18 protein-coding genes are annotated in these 19,938 nt (G+C 66.8%); 7 read left to right on the forward strand and 11 right to left on the reverse strand.

Annotated elements, in window-relative coordinates:
* Positions 1-16: 16 nt before the first annotated feature.
* Entirely contained in the window at positions 17-1,024 is a 1,008-nt protein-coding gene (cydB, locus tag M2351_RS41490) for a cytochrome d ubiquinol oxidase subunit II (protein WP_264661797.1), read from the reverse strand.
* Positions 1,025-1,046: 22 nt separating this feature from the next.
* Positions 1,047-2,456, reverse strand: a complete 1,410-nt coding sequence (locus tag M2351_RS41495) for a cytochrome ubiquinol oxidase subunit I (RefSeq protein WP_264661798.1) — start codon at positions 2,454-2,456, stop codon at positions 1,047-1,049.
* Between the two features lie 313 nt (positions 2,457-2,769).
* Between M2351_RS41495 and rpoH the strand changes: the two genes are divergently transcribed.
* Positions 2,770-3,669 (forward strand): RNA polymerase sigma factor RpoH, encoded by a 900-nt coding sequence (rpoH, locus tag M2351_RS41500; protein ID WP_264661799.1) that lies wholly within the window; start codon positions 2,770-2,772, stop codon positions 3,667-3,669.
* A gap of 482 nt (positions 3,670-4,151) precedes the next feature.
* Positions 4,152-4,673 carry a Cache 3/Cache 2 fusion domain-containing protein gene (locus M2351_RS41505; protein ID WP_264661800.1) on the forward strand — a complete coding sequence of 174 codons (522 nt, stop codon included), beginning with the start codon at positions 4,152-4,154 and terminating at the stop codon, positions 4,671-4,673.
* On the opposite strand, the gene M2351_RS41510 is transcribed toward M2351_RS41505, so the two are convergent.
* Both M2351_RS41510 and M2351_RS41515 read right to left on the reverse strand, forming a co-directional pair.
* Positions 4,670-5,122 (reverse strand): hypothetical protein, encoded by a 453-nt coding sequence (locus M2351_RS41510; RefSeq protein WP_264661801.1) that lies wholly within the window; start codon positions 5,120-5,122, stop codon positions 4,670-4,672. The genes M2351_RS41505 and M2351_RS41510 overlap by 4 nt on opposite strands.
* 314 nt (positions 5,123-5,436) lie before the next feature.
* Entirely contained in the window at positions 5,437-6,204 is a 768-nt protein-coding gene (locus M2351_RS41515) for an IS5 family transposase (RefSeq protein WP_264659284.1), read from the reverse strand.
* 252 nt (positions 6,205-6,456) lie between these two features.
* Between M2351_RS41515 and M2351_RS41520 the strand changes: the two genes are divergently transcribed.
* On the forward strand, positions 6,457-6,948 hold the full coding sequence (locus M2351_RS41520; RefSeq protein WP_264661802.1) for a nuclear transport factor 2 family protein: 492 nt from the start codon (positions 6,457-6,459) through the stop codon (positions 6,946-6,948).
* Positions 6,949-7,108: 160 nt separating this feature from the next.
* Here M2351_RS41520 and M2351_RS41525 read toward each other — a convergent pair whose 3' ends face one another.
* The 5 genes from M2351_RS41525 to M2351_RS41545 form a co-directional block, all read right to left on the reverse strand.
* Positions 7,109-7,330 (reverse strand): hypothetical protein, encoded by a 222-nt coding sequence (locus M2351_RS41525; protein WP_264661803.1) that lies wholly within the window; start codon positions 7,328-7,330, stop codon positions 7,109-7,111.
* Positions 7,331-7,424: 94 nt separating this feature from the next.
* Positions 7,425-9,563: an excinuclease ABC subunit UvrB gene (uvrB, locus tag M2351_RS41530; RefSeq protein WP_264661804.1), complete on the reverse strand. Its 2,139-nt coding sequence runs from the start codon at positions 9,561-9,563 to the stop codon at positions 7,425-7,427.
* Positions 9,564-9,701: 138 nt separating this feature from the next.
* Positions 9,702-10,892: a hypothetical protein gene (locus M2351_RS41535; RefSeq protein ID WP_264661805.1), complete on the reverse strand. Its 1,191-nt coding sequence runs from the start codon at positions 10,890-10,892 to the stop codon at positions 9,702-9,704.
* Positions 10,893-10,986: 94 nt separating this feature from the next.
* Positions 10,987-12,027 carry a hypothetical protein gene (locus M2351_RS41540; RefSeq protein ID WP_264661806.1) on the reverse strand — a complete coding sequence of 347 codons (1,041 nt, stop codon included), beginning with the start codon at positions 12,025-12,027 and terminating at the stop codon, positions 10,987-10,989.
* A gap of 479 nt (positions 12,028-12,506) precedes the next feature.
* Positions 12,507-13,379 (reverse strand): branched-chain amino acid aminotransferase, encoded by an 873-nt coding sequence (locus M2351_RS41545; protein WP_264661807.1) that lies wholly within the window; start codon positions 13,377-13,379, stop codon positions 12,507-12,509.
* A 146-nt stretch (positions 13,380-13,525) separates the two neighbouring features.
* On the opposite strand from M2351_RS41545, the gene M2351_RS41550 reads away from it, so the two are divergent.
* On the forward strand, positions 13,526-14,038 hold the full coding sequence (locus M2351_RS41550) for a MarR family winged helix-turn-helix transcriptional regulator (RefSeq protein ID WP_209768714.1): 513 nt from the start codon (positions 13,526-13,528) through the stop codon (positions 14,036-14,038).
* 38 nt (positions 14,039-14,076) lie between these two features.
* Here the strand turns inward: M2351_RS41550 and M2351_RS41555 are convergent, their stop codons facing one another.
* Both M2351_RS41555 and M2351_RS41560 read right to left on the reverse strand, forming a co-directional pair.
* Positions 14,077-14,373 carry a hypothetical protein gene (locus tag M2351_RS41555; RefSeq protein WP_264661808.1) on the reverse strand — a complete coding sequence of 99 codons (297 nt, stop codon included), beginning with the start codon at positions 14,371-14,373 and terminating at the stop codon, positions 14,077-14,079.
* 118 nt (positions 14,374-14,491) lie between these two features.
* On the reverse strand, positions 14,492-14,701 hold the full coding sequence (locus tag M2351_RS41560) for a cold-shock protein (protein ID WP_209768718.1): 210 nt from the start codon (positions 14,699-14,701) through the stop codon (positions 14,492-14,494).
* Positions 14,702-15,030: 329 nt separating this feature from the next.
* On the opposite strand from M2351_RS41560, the gene M2351_RS41565 reads away from it, so the two are divergent.
* From M2351_RS41565 to M2351_RS41575, 3 genes are all read left to right on the forward strand, one after another.
* The gene (locus tag M2351_RS41565) at positions 15,031-17,241 is read left to right on the forward strand and encodes an ATP-binding protein (RefSeq protein WP_264661809.1); all 2,211 of its coding nucleotides are present in this window, start codon (positions 15,031-15,033) and stop codon (positions 17,239-17,241) included.
* 478 nt (positions 17,242-17,719) lie between these two features.
* Positions 17,720-18,415 (forward strand): response regulator, encoded by a 696-nt coding sequence (locus M2351_RS41570; protein ID WP_264661810.1) that lies wholly within the window; start codon positions 17,720-17,722, stop codon positions 18,413-18,415.
* 27 nt (positions 18,416-18,442) lie between these two features.
* Positions 18,443-19,804, forward strand: coding sequence for an ATP-binding protein (locus M2351_RS41575; protein WP_264661811.1), 1,362 nt, complete (start codon positions 18,443-18,445; stop codon positions 19,802-19,804).
* Positions 19,805-19,938: the final 134 nt, after the last annotated feature.

A 19,938-nucleotide genomic window follows, 5' to 3' on the forward strand; every position in this document is an offset into this window, starting at 1 on the left:
GTCAATGGTAGCCGGGTTAGTGATAGCCGATCGCGCCGGTCACCTTGCCGCGGAAGACCCAGTAGCTGTAAGCGGTGTAGATCAAAATCGTCGGGATCAGGAAGGCCATGCCGACCAGCAGGAAGACCTGCGTTTCCGGCGGTGCGGCGGCCTGCCAGACGGTGATCCGCGGCGGCACCAGCATCGGCCACAGGCTGATCGCCAGGCCCAGGTAGGACAGCGCGAACAGCCCCATGGCGAAGACGAAGGGCAGCACGTCCCGCCCCTCTTCCAGCGAGCGCCACAGCCCGAAGGCCAGCACCGCCACCATCAGCGGCACCGGCGACAGCAGCAGGAGGTTCGGCATGGAAAACCAGCGCTGGGCGATGGTCGGCTCCAGGAACGGGGTCCACAGGCTGACGACGGCGACCAGCAGCAGCACCACGACCAGCAGCCGCCGCGCCGTTTGATAGCACCAGTCCTGCAATCGCCCGATCGTCCGCCAGATCAGCCAGGTGCTGCCCAACAGCGCGTAGCCGCCGATCAGCGCCACGCCGCAGAACAGGCTGAAGGGTGTCAGCCAGTCGAGCATGCCGCCGGCGAAAGCCCGTCCCTGCACCTCGATACCCTGGATGAAGGAGCCCAGCACCACCCCCTGCGCGAAGGTGGCGAGCAGGGAGCCCAGGAAGAAGGCCTTGTTCCACACATGCCGGCTGGTCCGCGCCTTGAACCGGAACTCGAAGGCCACGCCGCGGAAGATGAGGGCGATCAGCATCAGCAGAAGCGGCAGGTACATGGCCGGCAGCACCACCGCGTAGGCGATGGGAAAGGCGGCGAACAGCCCCGCCCCGCCCAGGATCAGCCAGGTCTCGTTGAAGTCCCAGACCGGCGCCACGGAGTTCATCATGATGTCCCGCGCCTCCTCGCTGGGCGCGAAGGGGTAGAGGATGCCGATGCCCAGGTCGAAGCCGTCCATCAGCACGTACATGAAGACCGCGAATCCGATGATGGCGACCCAGGCGAGGGTGAGGAGGCTGCCTTCCATGGGGATCACTCCACCTTGATCGTTATTCGGCTGGCTCGATCGATTCGCCGGGCAGCGACAGCGGCCGCTTCGGGCGCTGGGCTTCCTGCAAGGCCTGGGGCGCGTAGTCGTCGTCGCGCAGCGCGGCGGGTCCCATCTTCAGGATGCGGATCAGGTAGTAGGTGCCGAAGCCGTAGATCATCGCGTAGACCACCATGAAGGCGATCAGCGAGAACAGCACCGCACCGCCGGTCAGCGCCGGGGTCACGGCGTCGGATGTCCGCAGGTGGCCGTAGACCACCCAGGGCTGCCGCCCGATCTCCGTCGTGAACCAGCCGGCCAGGATCGCCACGAAGCCGATGGGCATGCAGGCCACCAGCACCCGGTGGAACCAGTTCGGGCTGTAGAGCCGCCCCATGACCCGCAGCACCAGATGGACGAGTGCCACCGCCAGCATCAGCATGCCGATTCCCACCATCAGGCGGAAGGTCCAGAAGATGATGCGCGGGTCCGGCCTCTGGTCGGCGGGGAACTGCTTCAGCCCCGGCACGGCGCCGTTGAAATCGTGGGTCAGGATCAGGCTGGAGAGCGCGGGGATGCCGACCTCCAGGTGGTTGGTCTCCTGCTTCACGTCGGGGATGGCGAAGAGGATCAGCGGGGCGCGGGTCCCGCCTTCCCAGTTGCCTTCCATGGCGGCGATCTTGGCCGGCTGGTGCTCCAGCGTGTTGAGGCCGTGCTCATCGCCGAGGAAGATCTGCAGGGGCGCCAGGATCGTGATGAGGCCGAGCGCCATGCTGAGCCCAACCCGCGCGTGGTCCAGGAAGCGGTTGCGGATCAGGTAGAAGGCGCTGATGCCGGCGACCACGAAGCTGGTGGTCAGGAACATGGCCGTCAGCATGTGGGTCAGCCGGTAGGGGAAGGAGGGATTGAAGACCACCTGCCACCAGTCGGTGACGTAGAACCTCCCGTCCCGCAGCTCCGCCCCGGCCGGGGTGTGCATCCAGCTGTTGGCCGAAAGGATCCAGAAGGAGGACATGACCGTGCCCAAGGCCACCAGCACCGCCGCCATGAAGTGGATGCCGCGGGGCACGCGGTCGCGGCCGAACAGCAGGATGCCTAGGAAGGCGGCTTCCAGGAAGAAGGCGGTGACGACCTCGTACTGGATCAGCGGGCCCAGCACGTTGCCCACCACGTCCGACCAGCGCGCCCAGTTGGTGCCGAACTGGTAGGTCATCACGATGCCGGAGACCACGCCCATGCCGAAGGAGATGGCGAAGATCTTGGTCCAGAACTCCGCCAGGCTGCGGTAGAGCGCCCGGCCGGTCATCAGCCACCGCGCCTCCAGCACCGCGATCCAGCAGGCCAGCCCGACCGTGAAGGAGGGGAAGAGGATGTGGAAGGAGATGACGAACGCGAACTGGATCCGGGAGAGGATCAGCGGATCGAGGTCCATGGCCGCGGTCCCTTCGCGCAAGATGATGGGGCAAGAGGATGCCGAGGCTGGCGTTCGGCCCCAACCTCCAAGCCTCACCCCCCAACGCAGCCGGCGCCGTTCGGTTCCGTGCCTTTTTTAACGAGCCCCGCCCTTGAACCGCATCCCCACCCGCCTATTTATAAGCTCTTCCCGACATCCACCCTTATGTCTGGCCGGCCCTGGGCCAAAAACCGACCCCGCTCCGTCCCCCCTGGTCCACATGCGGCTGACCAGTCTGGAGCGCGGCGGCGTTTGCAGGGCGTTCTGAGGATGCCGGAACAGGAGATGGTCTTTGACGGAACAGGTTGTTTCTGGCGAACCCCTCACGCAGTTTTTGAAAGAGACCCGGAAGTACGAGTACCTTACGCCCGACCAGGAACGTGACCTCGCCCTGCGCTGGCGGGATCGGCAGGACCGGGCGGCCCTGGACAAGCTGATCGGCAGCCACCTGCGTCTTGTCTTCAAGATGGCGCGGGGCTACCAGGGTTATGGCCTGCCCTTGTCGGACCTGATCGCCGAGGGCAACGTCGGCGTCATGCAGGCGGCGCAGAAGTTCGACCCCGACAAGGGCTTCCGCTTCGCGACCTACGCCAGCTGGTGGGTCCGCGCGGCGATCCAGGAGTATGTGCTGCACAACTGGTCGCTGGTGAAGATCGGCACCACCGCGGCGCAGAAGAAGCTGTTCTTCAGCCTGCGCCGGCTGAAGGCGCGCATGAACGACCTGGACAGCGCCGGCTCCGGCGACCTGACGCCGGAGGCGGTGGAAAGCATCGCGACGGAGCTGAACGTGCCGGCCGCCGAGGTGGTGGAGATGAACCGCCGCCTGGGCATGGACCGCTCGCTGAACGCCACCCTGGCGGAGGACGGCGACAGCGAATGGCAGGACCTGCTGGCCGACGACCGGCCGGACCAGGAGACCATGCTAGCCGGTGCGGAGGAGCGCCAGCGGCGCCAGCAGTTCCTGAAGCTGGGCCTCGGCGTGCTCGACGACCGCGAGCGGCAGATCCTGGTCGCCCGCCGCCTGCGCGAGGAACCGCTGACCCTGGAGGAGCTGAGCCAGCACTTCCACGTCTCGCGCGAGCGCGTCCGCCAGTTGGAGGTGCGCGCCTTCGAAAAGGTTCAGAAGGCCGTCATGGCCCAGGCCCGGCAGCAGCCCGGCGCCGCGGCGGCCAAGGCCCTGGTCAACGCGTAAAACGGGCGAGGGGAAGCCATCCCTTCGCACTGACCTCCCAGGGGTCGAAAGACCCCTGGACGCCCTTTTGGATGAAACGTCGGCACGCGTGGTGTTTCACCATTGCGGGTCTGCGACGTCGACACTCCCAAAGCCCGGTTCCACGATGTCCGGGTCCAGATCGTCGTATCGCCGCCTTGATTGGCGGTACCATGATACCTTCGCCCCGTTACTCGGTCAAAGTGAGAAGCGACTGCCTTATAGCTGCTCAGGCGCATGTGCAGGCGATCAAGCATTCATCTTTGCAGAATTGGAGGAGCGGCGGGCAATGATCACGCCCTCTTTGTGGAGAGTTCAGGATATTTAAAGCTATGTCATAGCAATGACTTGACACATGCGACGCAAGAGTCGCCCAATTTTCGCTTCCCCTTGAACCGTATGACCATAGGACCTTTTTCCACGACACCTATGGCATCGAGATGCAGCAAGGCTAGGAGGCGGAAATGAGAACAACCACACTCGCTCTGTTCCTGCTGGTTTTCACCGCCGATCTCACTGTTTTGCCCCATCCACGTGTGCTCGCTGGACCCGCTGAAGATGTGCAGTCGGCAATGCAGCTTCTCAAGTCCAAGGCCGCAGCATTGGGCGCGCCGAGCATCAAAGGAGAGGAAGCTGTTGCGGGAAAGACGGTGCCAGCTCTGTACTTCGGCAACGCCAAAATGAACAACAACTTCTCGCTCGTTGACGAGGTCCAGAAGGAAAAAGGAGGCACCGCCACTATCTTCGTAAAAAGTGGCGATGACTTCGTCCGCGTAGCAACGAATGTGAAAAAGGACGATGGTTCCCGCGCTATCGGCACGCTGCTGGACCCCAAGGGTAAAGCAATAGCCGCAGTTGCCAAGGGCGAGAGCTTCTTCGGAGACGTCGATATATTGGGCAAGCCCTACACCACAGGGTATGAACCGATCCGCGACGCACAAAACAACATCATCGGTGTCTATTACGTCGGCTACTTGAAGGGTTAGCAGGCTCGAGCGAACAGACACGCCTGCCATTGCGTGCGCCGGCGCGGCTCAGGAAACGCGCCAGCGCCGGCCGTGCGCACGTGATCTTCGACGGCATCGACGAGGACGGCTAGAGCGATCTGCGGGCCTTGGCCGGGGATTGATGGGCCGTGGCTTACCCGCCGGGGCGACAGCGTCGTCTCAAACTGTTTGATCAGTATCGTCGTCAAGTTTGAAGATTTATCCGGGTGCTTCATTGCCTGATTTGGCATCTCATCTCGCCCGATCCGTTGTCTTTGGTGATTTTTAGGTGGCTTGATCCGGTTTCTGTTCGTCTCCAGGGTGGGTTTTGCATCGGATTTCCGAGACACACTCGATTGGAGACAGGAGATGAGGCGCTTTCTGGCCGCTGGATTTTTTGTTTTTGCTTCCCTAGCCTTGTCCGCCTGCGGGACGACCGCGGAGCCCAAGGCGCCCCTTCAACAGGATGGCGGGTGCGCGGCGGCCGAGGGCTCGGCCTGCCATGGGGCTTTGGGGCGGACCAACATGGCGACGCAGCCGCCGGTCGCGTCTCGCGGCAGCAGCGGCTCCGGCATCAGCGCGTCGCCGGGCAGCAAGGCGGGGCGAAGCGGGATGGGCGGTGCGGGCCGCGGGGCAGCTGGGGGCGGCGGGACGCACTGAGCGGGGAATTTGGGAGGGGGTTGCGCGGAACCGGCGTTCGGCAGAAGCAGGCCCCCCTCACCCTCCCCTCTCCCCAGAGGGGAGAGGGTTTAAGGGACGGTTTTCAGAATGCGCTGAGGCGGTTGGCGATGATGAAGATCGCCGCGGCGGTGAGCAGCGCGAGTATGATCCGCCCCAACCTGTCCTGCCGTCGATCTAGGCGTTTGTTTGCGAGCAGCCAAGCGCAGCCGTGCTCGACGACGCAGCGGACTTTGCCGAGCCCCGAGCCGTGGGGCTCGCCGATCTTGCGGATGTGCGGCTGGATGCCGTCGCGCAAGCAGAGCCAGCGGTTATCGGCGCTGTCGTAACCCGCGTCCGCGTAGAGCCTGCTGATGGCGGCGCAGACAACCTGGGCCAGGCGCAGCAGATCCGGAAAGAGCTTGGTGTCATGCACATTGGCGGGCGAAGGGACGACCGCCAGCGGCAGGCCATCGGTCGAGACGACCACGTGGTACTTGGTCCCGGGCTTACCGCGGTCGGTCGGGTTCGCCCCGGTCAACTCGCCGCCCCGCTTGGCCCGCACCGAGCAGCTGTCCACCACGACGTCCCATGCGGCGGCGTCGGGGCCGGAGCGCGCCATGCGGATGAGGACGGCATGGACACGGCGCAGCAACGCCGTGGTGTGCCACTCGTCCAGGCGGCGGCGCAGGGTGGAGCCCGAGGCGCGTCCGTCCGCAGCCTTCAACTCCCGCCATTGGACACCCTCGCGCACAAAGAAGCCGAGCGTCCGGATCACCTCCGCCGGCGGCACCGGTGGGCGTCCCGGACCGGGGTGCCGGGGCTCGATCCGGTCGATGATGCCAGCCACCAGCTCTACCGCCTGCGCGCGCATGTCCGCTCCCATGCCAAAGGCACGGGAACCGGCATGCGGTTACTTGATCACGCTCGCAGCTGACCTCGGAGAATTCTGGAAACCGGGCCTAAGCGCGCGGCCGGGACTGAGTGACATTTTTGGGTTGGAGGCCTGCGCGACAGGTGGTCGCAGGTGGCGCTATGTAGAATACTAGTATACCAATATGGGACCTCGACGGAGGCGCCGGTGGGCGGGTTCGGCGGGGTCAACGCTGATAATCGTGAGGAAATCATGCTCAAGAACGGTATCTCCACCAAGGCGTTCCGCGCGCGGCGCGCGCTGCTGGCCGGGTCGGCGGTGGCTCTGGCGCTGCCGGCGGTCGTGGCTCCGCTGGGGGCGGCGCTGGCGCAGCAGGACGAGGCGGGTGCGGTCGCCAAGGCCGTGGAGGCGCTGCGCGCGGCGATGCTCGCCGGCGACGGGGCGGCGCTGAAGGCCATGACCATGGACCAGCTGACCTACGGCCATTCCAACAGCCGGCTGGAGGACAAGGCTGCCTTCGTCGCCAGCCTGGACAACAAGAACGCCTTCAAGTCCATCGACTTGTCCGACCACGCGATCCAGGTCGTGGGCGACACCGCCGTCGCCCGCCACACCTTCGACGCCGTCAACAACCTGCCGGACGGCAAGACCAGCACCGCGCACATCAAGGTGTTGCAGGTCTGGAAGAAGGACGGCGGCGCGTGGAAGCTGCTGGCGCGGCAGGCGGCTCCGCTGCCGGCGTGATGGGAGTTTGGGGTGGGGGGAGTCGTCGCCCCCACCCTCCCACACCCGCAGGGCATGGGTCCCTCCCTCCCCCGCCTCTCGCGCAAGCGAAGCTTGCGCTGACGGCGTCAGGCGAATGCCTATGGCATTCGCTGAGAGCCTTGGGGCGGGAGAGGGTTGATTACCAATGGCGGTGATAGGGGCGACCATAGTAGCCGTAGGCGGGCGGGCCGTAGTAGCGGTGGTGCGGGCGCTCGTAATAGCCATAGCCGCCGTAGCCGTAGGCGACTGCCGGGGGTGGCGCGTCGACCACGTAGCAGCCGGTGAGCAGCAGGCCGGTCAGCGCGAGAAGCGACAGACTGCGGAGCGATGGCGTGCGGAGCGACAGGGTACGGGGCGTCATGGTGGCCGTCTGTGCCGTTGAGTCCGGCGCCCTGGTGGGCGCCGTTTGTGGGAATCAACGGTTGCGGCGGGGCGTTTATTCCAAGGGTTGAGGGTCAGCGCCTTGCGCGGCGGGCCTGCTTCTTTGGAGCGCCTTCGGGGATGCCGCGGGCTTGGCGGGCGGTGCTGATGCCGATGCTGCCGGGCTGCTCCAGGCCCAGGTCCATGGCCTCCAGGCGGCGGAGTTCGTCGCGGAGCCGAGCGGCCTCCTCGAACTCCAGGTCGGCGGCGGCGGCTTTCATGCGCTTTTCCATGTCGGCCATCACGGACTTCAGGTTGTGGCCGACCAGTTCCGTCGCGTTCAGGCCGGTCTTCACGGTGACGTGGTCGCCGCGCTCGTAGACGCTCTCCAGGATGTCGCCGATGGCCTTCTTCACGGATTCCGGCGTGATGCCGTGCTCCAGGTTGTAGGCCTGCTGCTTCTCGCGGCGGCGCGCCGTCTCGTCGATGGCGTACTGCATGCTGCCGGTGATCCGGTCGGCGTAGAGGATCGCGCGGCCCTCCACGTTGCGCGCCGCGCGGCCGATGGTCTGGATCAGCGAGGTCTTGGAGCGCAGGTAGCCCTCCTTGTCCGCATCCAGGATCGCGACCAGGGAGCATTCGGGGATGTCCAGGCCCTCGCGCAGCAGGTTGATGCCGACCAGCACGTCGTAGGCGCCGAGCCGCAGGTCGCGGATGATTTCGATGCGCTCCAGCGTCTCCACGTCGGAGTGGATGTAGCGGACGCGCAGGCCAGCCTCGTGCATGTATTCGGTCAGCGCCTCAGCCATCTTCTTGGTCAGGGTGGTGACCAGGACGCGGTTGCCCTTCGCCACGACCTCCTTGCACTCGTGGATCAGGTCGTCGACCTGCGTTTCGGTGGGGCGGATGATGACTTCCGGGTCGATCAGGCCGGTCGGGCGGACCACCTGCTCGGCGAAGACGCCGCCGGTGCGCTCCAACTCCCACGGGGCGGGGGTGGCCGAGACGAAGACCGTCTGCGGGCGCATGCCCTCCCACTCCTCGAACTTCAGCGGGCGGTTGTCCATGGCGCTGGGCAGGCGGAAGCCGTACTCGGACAGAGTCTCCTTGCGCATGCGGTCGCCGCGGTACATGCCGCCGATCTGCGGCACCATCACGTGGCTCTCGTCCACGATCAGCAGCGCGTCGCCGGGCAGGTATTCGAACAGGGTCGGCGGCGGTTCACCGGGCGCGCGGCCGGTCAGGTAGCGGGAGTAGTTCTCGATGCCGGCGCAGGCGCCGGTCGCCGCCATCATCTCGATGTCGAAGGTCGTGCGCTGTTCCAGGCGTTGCGCTTCCAGGAGCTTGCCCTGGGCGTTGAACTCCTCCAGGCGGATCTTGAGTTCGCGCTTGATCTGCTCGATCGCCTGGTTGAGCGTCGGCTTGGGCGTCACGTAGTGGCTGTTGGGGTAGACGCGGACGGCTTCGAGGGAGGCGATCTTCTCGCCGGTCAGGGGGTCGATCTCGTGGATGCCCTCGATCTCGTCGCCGAACAGGGAGATGCGCCAGGCGCGGTCCTCCATGTGGGCGGGGAACAGCTCCACCGTGTCGCCGCGCACCCGGAACAGGCCGCGGCCGAACGCCGCGTCATTGCGCTTGTATTGCAGCTCCGTCAGCTTGCGCAGCAGGTCGGGCTGGGCGATCACCTCGCCCTTGCGCAGGTCGACCGTCATCTCCGAATAGGTCTCGACCGAGCCGATGCCGTAGATGCAGGACACCGACGCCACGATGATGACGTCGTCCCGCTCCAGCAACGACCGGGTCGCCGCGTGGCGCATGCGGTCGATCTGCTCGTTGATCGAGGATTCCTTCTCGATGTAGGTGTCGGTGCGCGGGACGTAGGCTTCGGGCTGGTAGTAGTCGTAGTAGGAGACGAAGTATTCCACCGCGTTGTTCGGGAAGAAGGACTTCATCTCGCCATAGAGCTGTGCCGCCAGCGTCTTGTTGGGGGCGAGGACGAGCGTCGGGCGCTGGACCCGCTGGATGACGTGCGCCATCGTGAAGGTCTTGCCGGAGCCCGTCACGCCCAGCAGCACCTGGTCCTTCTCCCCCGCGCGCAGGCCGCCGGTGAGTTCCTCGATGGCCTTGGGCTGATCGCCGGAGGGCTTGAACTCCGACACCAGTTCGAACTTCTTGCCCGCCTCCAGCTTGGGAAGGGACTTTTGCGGCATCACGGAAAGGACGGGACTGGCCATGGGGGAAGCGCTCGCCGGGCGGGGGTACGGAACGGGAACCGAGTATATGGCCCGTAACCCCTCCCCTGTCGAGCGTAGGCTTGTCGGCACCCCGTCCCGACTCCGGGCGCGGTGTCGGGAAGGGGTGGTGCGGGCGGCTTACGGCGTGGCCGGAGCGGGGAAGGCGACCGTGCCGTTGGACAGGTTGTACAGCACCGGGTACTTCCGGAAGGGCGCAAGGCCGGTGTTGATGGAGCCCTGCTCCCCGTGGCCCGTGCTCCACTTCGTCTGGTTCCGGCAGGAAACGTCGCCGGCGACGAAGTTCAGCAGCGTCTGCCCGGATTCGGCGTTCAACACGATGGTGTCGCCCTTTTTCGGCGCCATCTTCGGACCGAGGTTGGTCCCGCCGTAAAAGGTCGTAAGCGTGGCGCCGGTATCCAGGATGAAGGGAACGTCGGTCGCAGACGCCGGCTGCGCCTCGGAAGCCTGCACGTAGGCGGTTCCCGCGATGACGCTTTCCTCGTAGGTCGTCACCGACGTGCCGCCCGTGAACAGCTGCTGGTAGTCGCCCGGGCTTTTCATCGGGCTGGCAAAGGGGAAAGAGCTGGCGAGGGAGTCGATGCCGCCGAGGATCAGCCGGCCGATCCGGGTGCCCGCCGGCAAGTCCGTCCCGTCATAGGGTTCGGTGTTGACGACGTCGATGATGAAGCCGGCCCCGTTCTTGTAGGGTATCTGCGACAGCACGCCCAGCATCTGCGCGATGTCGGCCGGCAGCTTCTTTTCGAAGACGCTGTGCTTCAGGACCGGGCTCGACTGCGTTGCCTGGAGCGAGGCGCCGAAATCTCCGACGAAGTAATTGTAGATGGGGAAGCTCGTCGGAAGCTCGAGGGTCAGAGGAATGACCGTCTCCAGTTCCAGAAGCATGTCCACGAGCCCCACGGTCGCCTGCGTCGAGACGAGGCCGTAGGAGGACGGAAGCGACACGTACACGTCCGTGGCGGTGCCGACGTAGGTGATCCCACTGGCGTACTGGTTGTAGACGACGCCGTGGGTCTGTTTTCCGGTGACGTTCAGGCCCGCCGCGTTCGCCCAGAATCCCTTGCCGCCCGTGTCGAACTCGTAGAGCACCGGGGCCGGCAGATCGCCGGTCATGGTGTTCGGGTCCTGGGCGGTGATGATCACGGGAATTCCCAGCTTCAGCGCGTCCGGCTTGGCCGGGTCGTAGGGAATCATGAAGAGCGGCACGATCGTGGCGCCGGCGTCCTCGACTTGGCTGATGGACAGGTTGAGTGGCTGGGGCAGCGGGGTCGTGGCGATGGTTTGGGGAACGGGGGTGACGGTCTCGCTCATGGTCGGTTCCTGTGGTCGGCGCGCGCGGCTGGAACGCTGGCGAAGGGCGGCCGGCGGGGTTTGCCCGGCGGACGCCGGCAAACCCCTTTCCGCATCAGGCGGGATGGGCGGGATAGGCTGCGAAGCCGACCTGGCCGACGGAGGCGTCGAAGTAGAGTTGGTAGCTGTTCAGCAGGTGGAAGCCGGTGTTCACGAAGTGCCCCTCGCCGCGCGGCAGCAGATACTGCGGCGGCACCGCGTCTTGGGCGAGGCTTTCCGTGGTGAAGACGGTCGTCTCAACGCCGGCCAGTTCGATCCGCGTCGTGCCGGTGATGCCGTAGCTGTAGACGACCGACACGGTCGCAGGCTCCACCGGCAGTTCGACGGCGACGATCGACCCCGCGGTGATCCTGGTTTCGTAGTCCGGAACGGGCATCTTCACCATCGACAGGTCAAGCCCGGTGTCCACCAGGATTTCGTACTTGGTCGTGTCGGTGGGGTTGATGTTGCTGACGCGGAAATGGCCCGTCGGCGTCGACCACTGGCTGGAATTCTTCGGAGCGTTGCCCTTCCCCAGATACGTCAGCTTCTGGAAGCCGAAGGCGCTGGCCCCCAGCTGCGTCGCCGCCTGGGCCGGCGTGCAACCGAGCCAGATTCCCTTGGTGGTCAGCAGATAGGACGGGTACAACTCCCCCGTGGCCATGCCCTTGATCGCCAGGAACGGGTTGTCGCCCAGAACCGGGCGGCCGAAGCCGATGCCGCACATGTGCGGAGTCTTGATGACCGCGCCGATCATGGAGATGGTGGGCGCGGTGGCAACCGCCTCGTTATCCTTCAGCCCGACGGACAGGTCGGTGACCGTGTAGTGGAAGCCGTGGATGTCGTCGGCCGACGGCTGGTACTTGACCACCGCCGGACCACCGAGCGTCACGCCCGGCAACAGGTTGCCGACGATGGTATTGGTCGCCTCGTTGTAAACGTAGACGCCGTCCACATAGAAAAAGGAGGCGGGAACCACAAGACCGTTGGATCCGGTGTCGAGCTGCACCGTCAGCGGCTTGCCGCCGTTGGGCATGGCGACTTGGATGTGAAAGCTGCCCTCGGAATCCTGAACGATGGGAATCTCAACCGGGCCAATCGAAACAGTATCGGTCATGACAATTTTCCTCCAGACGATAATTGCTTGAAGCGCAAAGTGTAAATTATGCACCTTTCCATTTGCGTGAGTTATTTTGAAATAAAATGAATCATATTACCTAATGTACGGGGAAAATAATGCATACCATTGAAGGAGTTTTGGGCGTGCATTCAAATGAGCACTTATGTGTTCAGAACAACGACCCGCCCATGCTTTGACGTGGTGCGGCCGACGGTTTGTCGATGGTGTGGCTGGTGCGCGGGCGGGGGACGCTGCGGCGCGACGTGGACGCGACCGTCCGGCGGAAGGCCGGCACCGCCGACCAACCGAGCCCCTCCCCCATCGAGGGAGAGGGGTTTTTCATTCTCGTGCAAGGCCTTGCCGCCTTGCCAGAAGGCGTTTTTGCAGCCGATCTTCGGCGGGGGCCGCGGAACAGGGCGCGGCGCCCCTTACAGCAAATCCCGCTGATCGTGACCGATCATCTTCGGGACTTGGTGTTACCCCCGCACCAGCGCGTCGTAATCCTTCACCAGAACCTCGCACACCCGGCCCGGGGTGAAGGTATGCTCGCCGATCTGGCCGACGGGGGTGACTTCCGCGGCGGTGCCGGTCAGGAAGACCTCCTGAGTGTTGGCCAGCTCGTCCGGCTGGATGTGGCGTTCGATCACCTCGATGCCGCGCTTCTTGGCGAGATCGATGACCGTGCGGCGGGTGATGCCGTCCAGGAAGCAGTCGGGCTTCGGGGTGTGGATCTTGCCGTCCATCACCAGGAACAGGTTGGCGCCGGTTGCCTCCGCCAGGTAACCGCGGTAGTCCAGCATCAGCGCGTCCTGGTAGCCCTTGGCCTCCGCCTCGTGCTTGGAGAGCGTGCAGATCATGTAGAGGCCGGCCGCCTTCGACGCGGTCGGGGCGGTGTCGGGCGCGGGGCGGCGCCAGGGGGCCCACATCAGCTTGATGCCGGCCATCTTCGCTTCCGGGCTGAAATAGCTCGGCCACTGCCAGACGGCGATGGCGACGTGGATGCGGCTGTCCTGCGCCGCGACGCCCATCATCTCGCTGCCGCGCCACGCCACCGGGCGGACATAGGCGTCGGTGAAGCCCATCGCCTTCACGGTCTCGTTCGTCGCCGCGTCGATCTCCGCCACCGAATAGGGCAGATCGAATCCAAGAATGCGGGCCGACGCCGCCAGACGCTCGCTGTGCTCCGTCAGCTTGAAGACCTTGCCGTTGTAGACGCGCTCGCCCTCGAAGACGCAGCTGGCGTAATGCAGGCCGTGCGTCAGGACGTGCAGGTTCGCCTCGCGCCACGGGACCAGCGCGCCGTCGTACCAGATCACGCCGTCACGATCGTCGAAGGGAAGGATGGACATGGGTGTTTCCTGCGTGGCTTTGGCCCCGCGTCCGGAAAAAATTTCGCGCGGGGAAATTGTTGAGCGTTTCCCTTGTTTAAGGGCGTTTGTTCGTTTATGTCTGTGTGACTGACCCATTTGTAACGATTTGCACCGATCACGTCAACATGGCTGACATAAAAGCAGGCGTGAACCAGCTGTTCCTCCGCGAGGAGGAGCTGCGGACGGGGATGGAACTCCTGTTCTACGCCTACCGTGAATTCACCGCGGAGCCGGACGAGATTCTGGCGGAGATCGGTTTCGGCCGGGCGCACCACCGTGTCATCTATTTCGTTGGGCGCTACCCGAAGATCACCGTGTCGGAGCTTCTGGCGATCCTGAAGATCACGAAGCAGAGCCTGTCGCGCGTGCTGGGGGAACTGGTCCGGCAGGAATACATCCTGCAGCAGACGGGCGTGCGCGATCGCCGACAGCGGCTTCTGGAACTGACGGACAAGGGCGTGGAACTGGAACGGCTGCTGTCGGAAACGCAGCGGCAGCGGATCGCCCGCGCTTATCGCATGGCGGGAGCCGAGGCGGTGGAAGGCTTCCGCAAGGTCATGCTGGGGATGATGGACGAGGAGGACCGGGCGAAGTTCGCACCGCCAGTGCCGGCCCGGCTCGCCGCCGTGAAGCGGTAGGAACCGGGCGCGGCCCGCTTGGGGCATGCGCCCCGGAGCTACTCGCTGGTCGGGGCTGCACCGTTGGACGCGTTGTTGGACGCGTCACCAGTCGACGCATCACCAATCGACGCATCGCCGGCCGAGGCTTCGCCGCTCGGAGCGGCGGCCGCGCCCGCCGCCTCGTCCTTGCCAGCTGCGGACGGCGCGCCGCGGCGGCGGAATGAGGTCCTTTTGTAGACCACGGTGTCGGAGGACCCCGGCGGGCATTGAACGATCTTGCCCCCCTTCGCGAGGAATTCGCGAGTCATGGAGTCGAGCTCATTCCGATCCGCGTTGCGGTTATCGGATGCCATGCATGCCTCCTGCGATCGTGATCGGCCCTATTCGGATCCATGCGCCGGACTGCGGCGACGAGAAAGGGCGTTTTTGAAAAAGCGGCTGAGGAAATGCCGGATTCGGAAAGGCCTTCGTTCAAACGGCTTTCAGGTTCGCCGCGGCGCTCTTGCCCTTCTTCGGGTCGCGCTGCAGCTCGTAGGACAGCTTCTGGCCTTCGTGGACGTTGCCGATGCCTGACCGCTCAACGGCGGAGATGTGGAGGAACACATCCTCCGTGCCGTCTTCCGGCTGGATGAAGCCGTAGCCCTTGGTGGTGTTGAACCATTTGACGGTTCCGATAGCCATCTGGCAGTTCCTTGGACGCAAGTTGCCCACGGCAGACCTGCCGCGGGCATCAAATCCCGAGGGGGGACCAAACGCAGAAGTCTGCACGCGGACCGCATTCCCAGAAATTCGACTCCCTAGACGTGGGGTCCGCGGGGCCGGGATGCAACCCGATCCCTTGTCCCAACCGGCTAGCACGGCCATGCCGGAGCCCATGCCCGTCAGCCGTCGACCGTCATCTCCGGAACGGCAGGACGGGGTAGCCGAACCTGCCCTAAGGCCGAATTGTGTGCCTTGCGGACGATACCCCATAGTTTCCCCCACCATGAACTTGCGGGGGAGGCGGAGGCGTGCAGCGTGCTCATCTCGTGGCTGCCTTCCTGGGCTTCGCCGCGCTGTGCGTCGGCGGTTCCGCCCTGTCGGTCTGGCATGACCGCACCGCCACGCTGGACCAGGCGCAACGGGAGATCGCCGCCACCGCGCAGCTGCTGGACGAGCACGCCAACCGGGTCTTCGAGTCGGGCGACACGCTGCTTCAGCTGTTCACGGCCGTCGTGGCGGGGTGGGACCTGACCGACCCCGACGAGGAACAACGGGTGTGGGAGCTGCTGCGCGCGCGCATCGACCGGATGCCGCAGCTGGGCGCCGTCCGGGTGGTGGACGCCCAGGGGCGGACCGTCCTGGACAGCGCGCGGCCGCCGGGGTCCGCACACACACGCGGGCCGGTCGCCTCCGCGGTGGATCGGGACGCCGGCCAGGACGGCCTCCAACGCGCCATCCTGGCGCATCGCGGCAGCGGCAGCGGCGGCGGCAGCGGCGGTGGACTGCGCGTCGGGGCGACGATGGGAGAGGCCGACGGCGCCGGCGACCGCTTCACGATCAGCCGCGCGCTGCACGATGCCGACGGCCGGGTCCGCGCCGTCGTCGTTCTGGCGATCCGCGGCAGCTATTTCTCCCGCATCTACGGGCAGACCGGCTGGGGGACCGGGGCGCGCCTCGCCCTGTTCACCGCGGCGCGGGAGCGGCTGGCCGAATGGCCGCCGGACGGTTCGGTGGATCCTCCGGTCGCCGCCTGGCCGCAGCCCTGGGATCCTCCGGACATGCCGGCCATGCCCGACGGAACCCACCTGACGGCCGCCCGCCAGCTCGACCCATACCCCGTGGTCGTGGTGGCGAGCCGGCCGCTGCACGAAATCCTGGCCGGCTGGCGGGAACGCGCCGCCTGGGCCGGGGCGATCACCGGCGGCGTCCTGGCCGGCGTGGGCCTTCTGTTCCTCTACGCCCTGTCCGGCATCCGGCGCGAGGAGGCGGTGCGGGCCGAACTGGTCCGCGCCAACCTGGGCCTGGACGAGCGCGTGCGCCGCCGCACGGCGGAGCTGGAGGGGGCGCTGCGCGCGGCCGAGACCGCCAACCTCGCCAAGATGAAGGTATTGGCCACCGTCAGCCACGACCTGCGGCAGCCGCTCCAGGGGCTGGCGGCCTTTCACGACCTGCTGCTGAAGGACTCGCCCAACCCCGACCTGCACCGGCTGGGCGGCATGGCGTCCGCCTCGCTCCAGGCTGGGCAGAGGCTGCTCGACGACCTGCTGACGCTGTCGCGGCTGGAGGCCGGGGTGGTCCCGGTGGAGATGGCCGACTTCCCCGTCGGGCCGCTGCTGGAACAGCTGACCGCCGAACTGGCGGCGGAGGCGGAGGGCAAGGGCCTGCGGCTGCGGGTCGTGCCGACCGCCGCCTGGGTGCGCAGCGACCCCGCCCGGTTGCAGCCGATCCTGCGGAACCTGCTGTCCAACGCGGTGAAATACACCACCAGCGGCGGCATCGTCGTCGGCGTGCGCCGCCGGGACGACCGCGTGCGGGTGGAGGTCTGGGACAGCGGCCAGGGCATCCCCGAGGCCGAACTGGGGACCATCTGGGAGGAGTTCTACCAGATCGGCAACCCGGCCCGGGACGGATCGCGCGGCGCGGGGCTGGGCCTGTCGATCGTGGACCGTACGGCGCGCCTGTTGAACCACCCCTTGGACGTGCGGTCGCGCCACGGCCGCGGGTCCGTGTTCGCGGTCACGCTGCCACGCGCCGAGGCCACGGCTACGGATGTGGCGGCGCCGGAATCGCCGGTTTTCGTTCTTCCCGTGGGACAAGCGCCTGCGGCCCGGGCGGCGACGTCCGCCGGGCGGCTCGGCGGGCGGATGATCCTGATCGTCGAGGACGACCCCTTGCAACGCAGTTCCCTGACCCTGCTTCTGGAACAGGCCGGGGCCGTGGTGGTGGCCGCGGACAGCTTCGACACCGCGCTGGCCATGACGCGGGCGACCCTCACGTCGCCGTCGGCGATCCTCAGCGACTATCGCCTGCCCGGCGGCACGGACGGGCTGAGCGGAATCGAACGGTTGCGTGCCGCGCTGGGCATCGGGATTCCCGCCGTCCTGCTGACCGGAGAATTGTCGGCCGAGCTTGCCCGAGCCGCCAAGGCCGCCCGGTGCACGGTGTTGACGAAGCCGGCCCAGCCCGCGCGGATTCTCGCCACCCTGGCCGAGATGACCGCCGCAGAGGCCGCGGCGTGATGCCATCGCGGCCAGCGGGTGTTGCCGGTTGTCCTTGTTCACCCCTTTCGCTACCCTGACACCATGATTTGCCGCGTAGGGCGGCGCGTTGACGGAGGCTGTGGTGATGGGCGGACGCGGGCTGGTGTGGCTTTCGGTGGTTCTGTGGGCGTTAAGCGCCGCGCCGCTCCTGGCCCAGACGCCGCCTCCCCCGCAGCCACATCCGCCCGGGGGCCATCCGCCCCCGCCGCAGGCGTACGAGGACTGCCGCGGCCGGAAGGCCGGGGACACCGTCCAGCACACGACTCCGCAAAGGCGGGTGCCCGCCACTTGCGAGGCGTCGCCGAAGGGTCTGGTCGCACGCCCCCACCACCCGCCGCCGCCCGCATCCCCTCCCCCGCCGCCGCCGGGACAGCCGCCGGGACAGCCGCCCGCGCCGCGCGGATGAGGTGGATACCGGCGGATGGTGCGGCGCGCGCGGGCGCGCTATAGTCGCGCCATGACCGAAGACCAGCCCCACATCCTGGTTGTCGACGACGACACCCGCCTGCGCGAGCTGCTGCGCAAATACCTGGCCGGCAACGGCTTCCTGGTGAGCACCGCGAAGGACGCCGCCGACGCGCGGGCCAAGCTGGGCGGGCTGTCTTTCGACCTGCTGGTGCTCGACATCATGATGCCCGGGGAAACCGGGCTGGAGCTGACCGAGGCGCTGCGCAAAGACCGCGACATGCCGATCCTGCTGCTGACCGCGCGCGGCGAGCCGGACGACCGCATCGCCGGGCTGGAGGCCGGGGCCGACGACTACCTCGCCAAGCCCTTCAACCCTCGGGAACTGCTGCTGCGCATCAACTCCATCCTGCGCCGGCAGGCCAGCCGCCCGCCGGAGCCGGCACCGCCGCAGCCGGTGCGGCTCGGCCCCATGATCTATTTCCCGGACCGCGACGAGTTGCGCGCCGGCGAGGAGGTGATCCGCCTGACCACGGCGGAGGCCAGCCTGCTGCGCATCCTCGCCGCCGCGCCCGGCACCACCTTCTCGCGCGAGGAGCTGACCGAGCGCAGCAAGGTCGCCGGCAACGCCCGCACCATCGACGTGCAGGTGACCCGGCTGCGCCGCAAGATCGAGGCCGACCCGCGCGAGCCACGCTACCTGCACACCGTGCGCGGCGAGGGGTACGTGTTGCGGCCAGATCCTTAAAGATCGTACCCGTAAGAGGACCATGCCATGACCGCCGATACCGCCGCCGGACCGGCCCCCCTGCCGAAACGGGAGCGGACGGGGTTCCTGAAGCGATTCCTGCCGCGCACGCTGTTCGGGCGATCGCTGGTGATCATCGTCACGCCGGTCATCCTGGCCCAGGCGGTGGCGACCTGGATTTTCTACGACCGGCACTGGGACACCATGACGAACCGGCTGGCCTTCGCCGTGGCCGGCGACATCGCCATGGTCATCTCCGTGCTGGAGCACGACCCGACCCCGGAGGGGCGGAACTGGATGCTGGCCAACACGGCGCGCAGCACCGACCTGATCGTGACGCTGGAGCCCGGCACCACCCTGCCCGAACAGCCGCCGCAGCTGCGCGGCCTTCTGGAGCGCACGCTGGGCAAGGCGCTGGACGAGCGGGTGCACCGCCCCTTCGCCATCAACACCCGCGTCGCCCACGAATGGTACGAGATCCGCGTGCAGATGCCCGACGGCGTGCTGTCGGTGATGTCGCCGGAGCGGCGGCTGTTCAGCCCGACCAGCTACATCTTCATCCTGTGGATGGTCGGCTCGGCGCTGGTGCTGTTCACGGTGGCGATCATCTTCATGCGCAACCAGATCCGGCCGATCAAGCGGCTGGCCGCCGCCGCGGACGCGCTGGGCAAGGGCCGCGACGTGGCGAACTTCAAGCCGGAGGGCGCCACCGAGGTGCGGCAGGCCGCCGCCGCCTTCCTGAAGATGCGCGAGCGCATCCACCGCCAGATCACCCAGCGGACGGAGATGCTGGCCGGCGTCAGCCACGACCTGCGCACTCCGCTGACGCGCATGAAGCTGGCGCTGGACATGCTGGGCGACGGGCCGGAGGTCGAGGAGCTGATGACCGACGTCGCCGAAATGGAAACGATGATCGAGGGCTATCTGGCCTTCGCCCGCGGCGAGGGGACGGAGGCGGTGACCCCCACCGACCTGACCCGCATCCTGAACGAGACCGTCGCCGGTGCCCGCCGCGAAGGGGCGGAGGTGCTGCTGGAGGCGGCGGCCGACATGACCCTGCCGCTGCGCCCCAACGCCATGCGGCGCTGCCTGGCCAACCTGCTGTCCAACGCCCGCCGCCACGGCGCGCGCATCTGGGTGCAGGCGGAGCGGCGCGGCGGCAGCATCGAGATCTTGGTGGACGACGACGGGCCGGGCATCCCGAAGGGATCGCGCGAGGACGTGTTCAAGCCCTTCTTCCGCCTGGACAGCTCCCGCAACCAGGCGACGGGCGGCGCCGGCCTTGGCCTGACCATCGCCCGCGACGTGGTGCGCAGCCACGGCGGCGACGTCACGCTGAGCGACAGCCCCCACGGCGGCCTGCGCGTGCTGATCCGCCTGCCGGTGTGAAGGGTAAAGCCCCAGCACTGGGCCCCACCCTAACCCTCCCCCACTTCGCGGGGGAGGAAACTCCGCCGCACGTGCCGTAAAGCCCTCCTCCGCCGAAGGTGGGGGAGGGTTGGGTGGGGGCCCGGTGCAATCAC

It is taken from the genome of Azospirillum canadense (genome assembly GCF_025961225.1).
Classification (GTDB): Bacteria; Pseudomonadota; Alphaproteobacteria; order Azospirillales; family Azospirillaceae; genus Azospirillum; species Azospirillum canadense.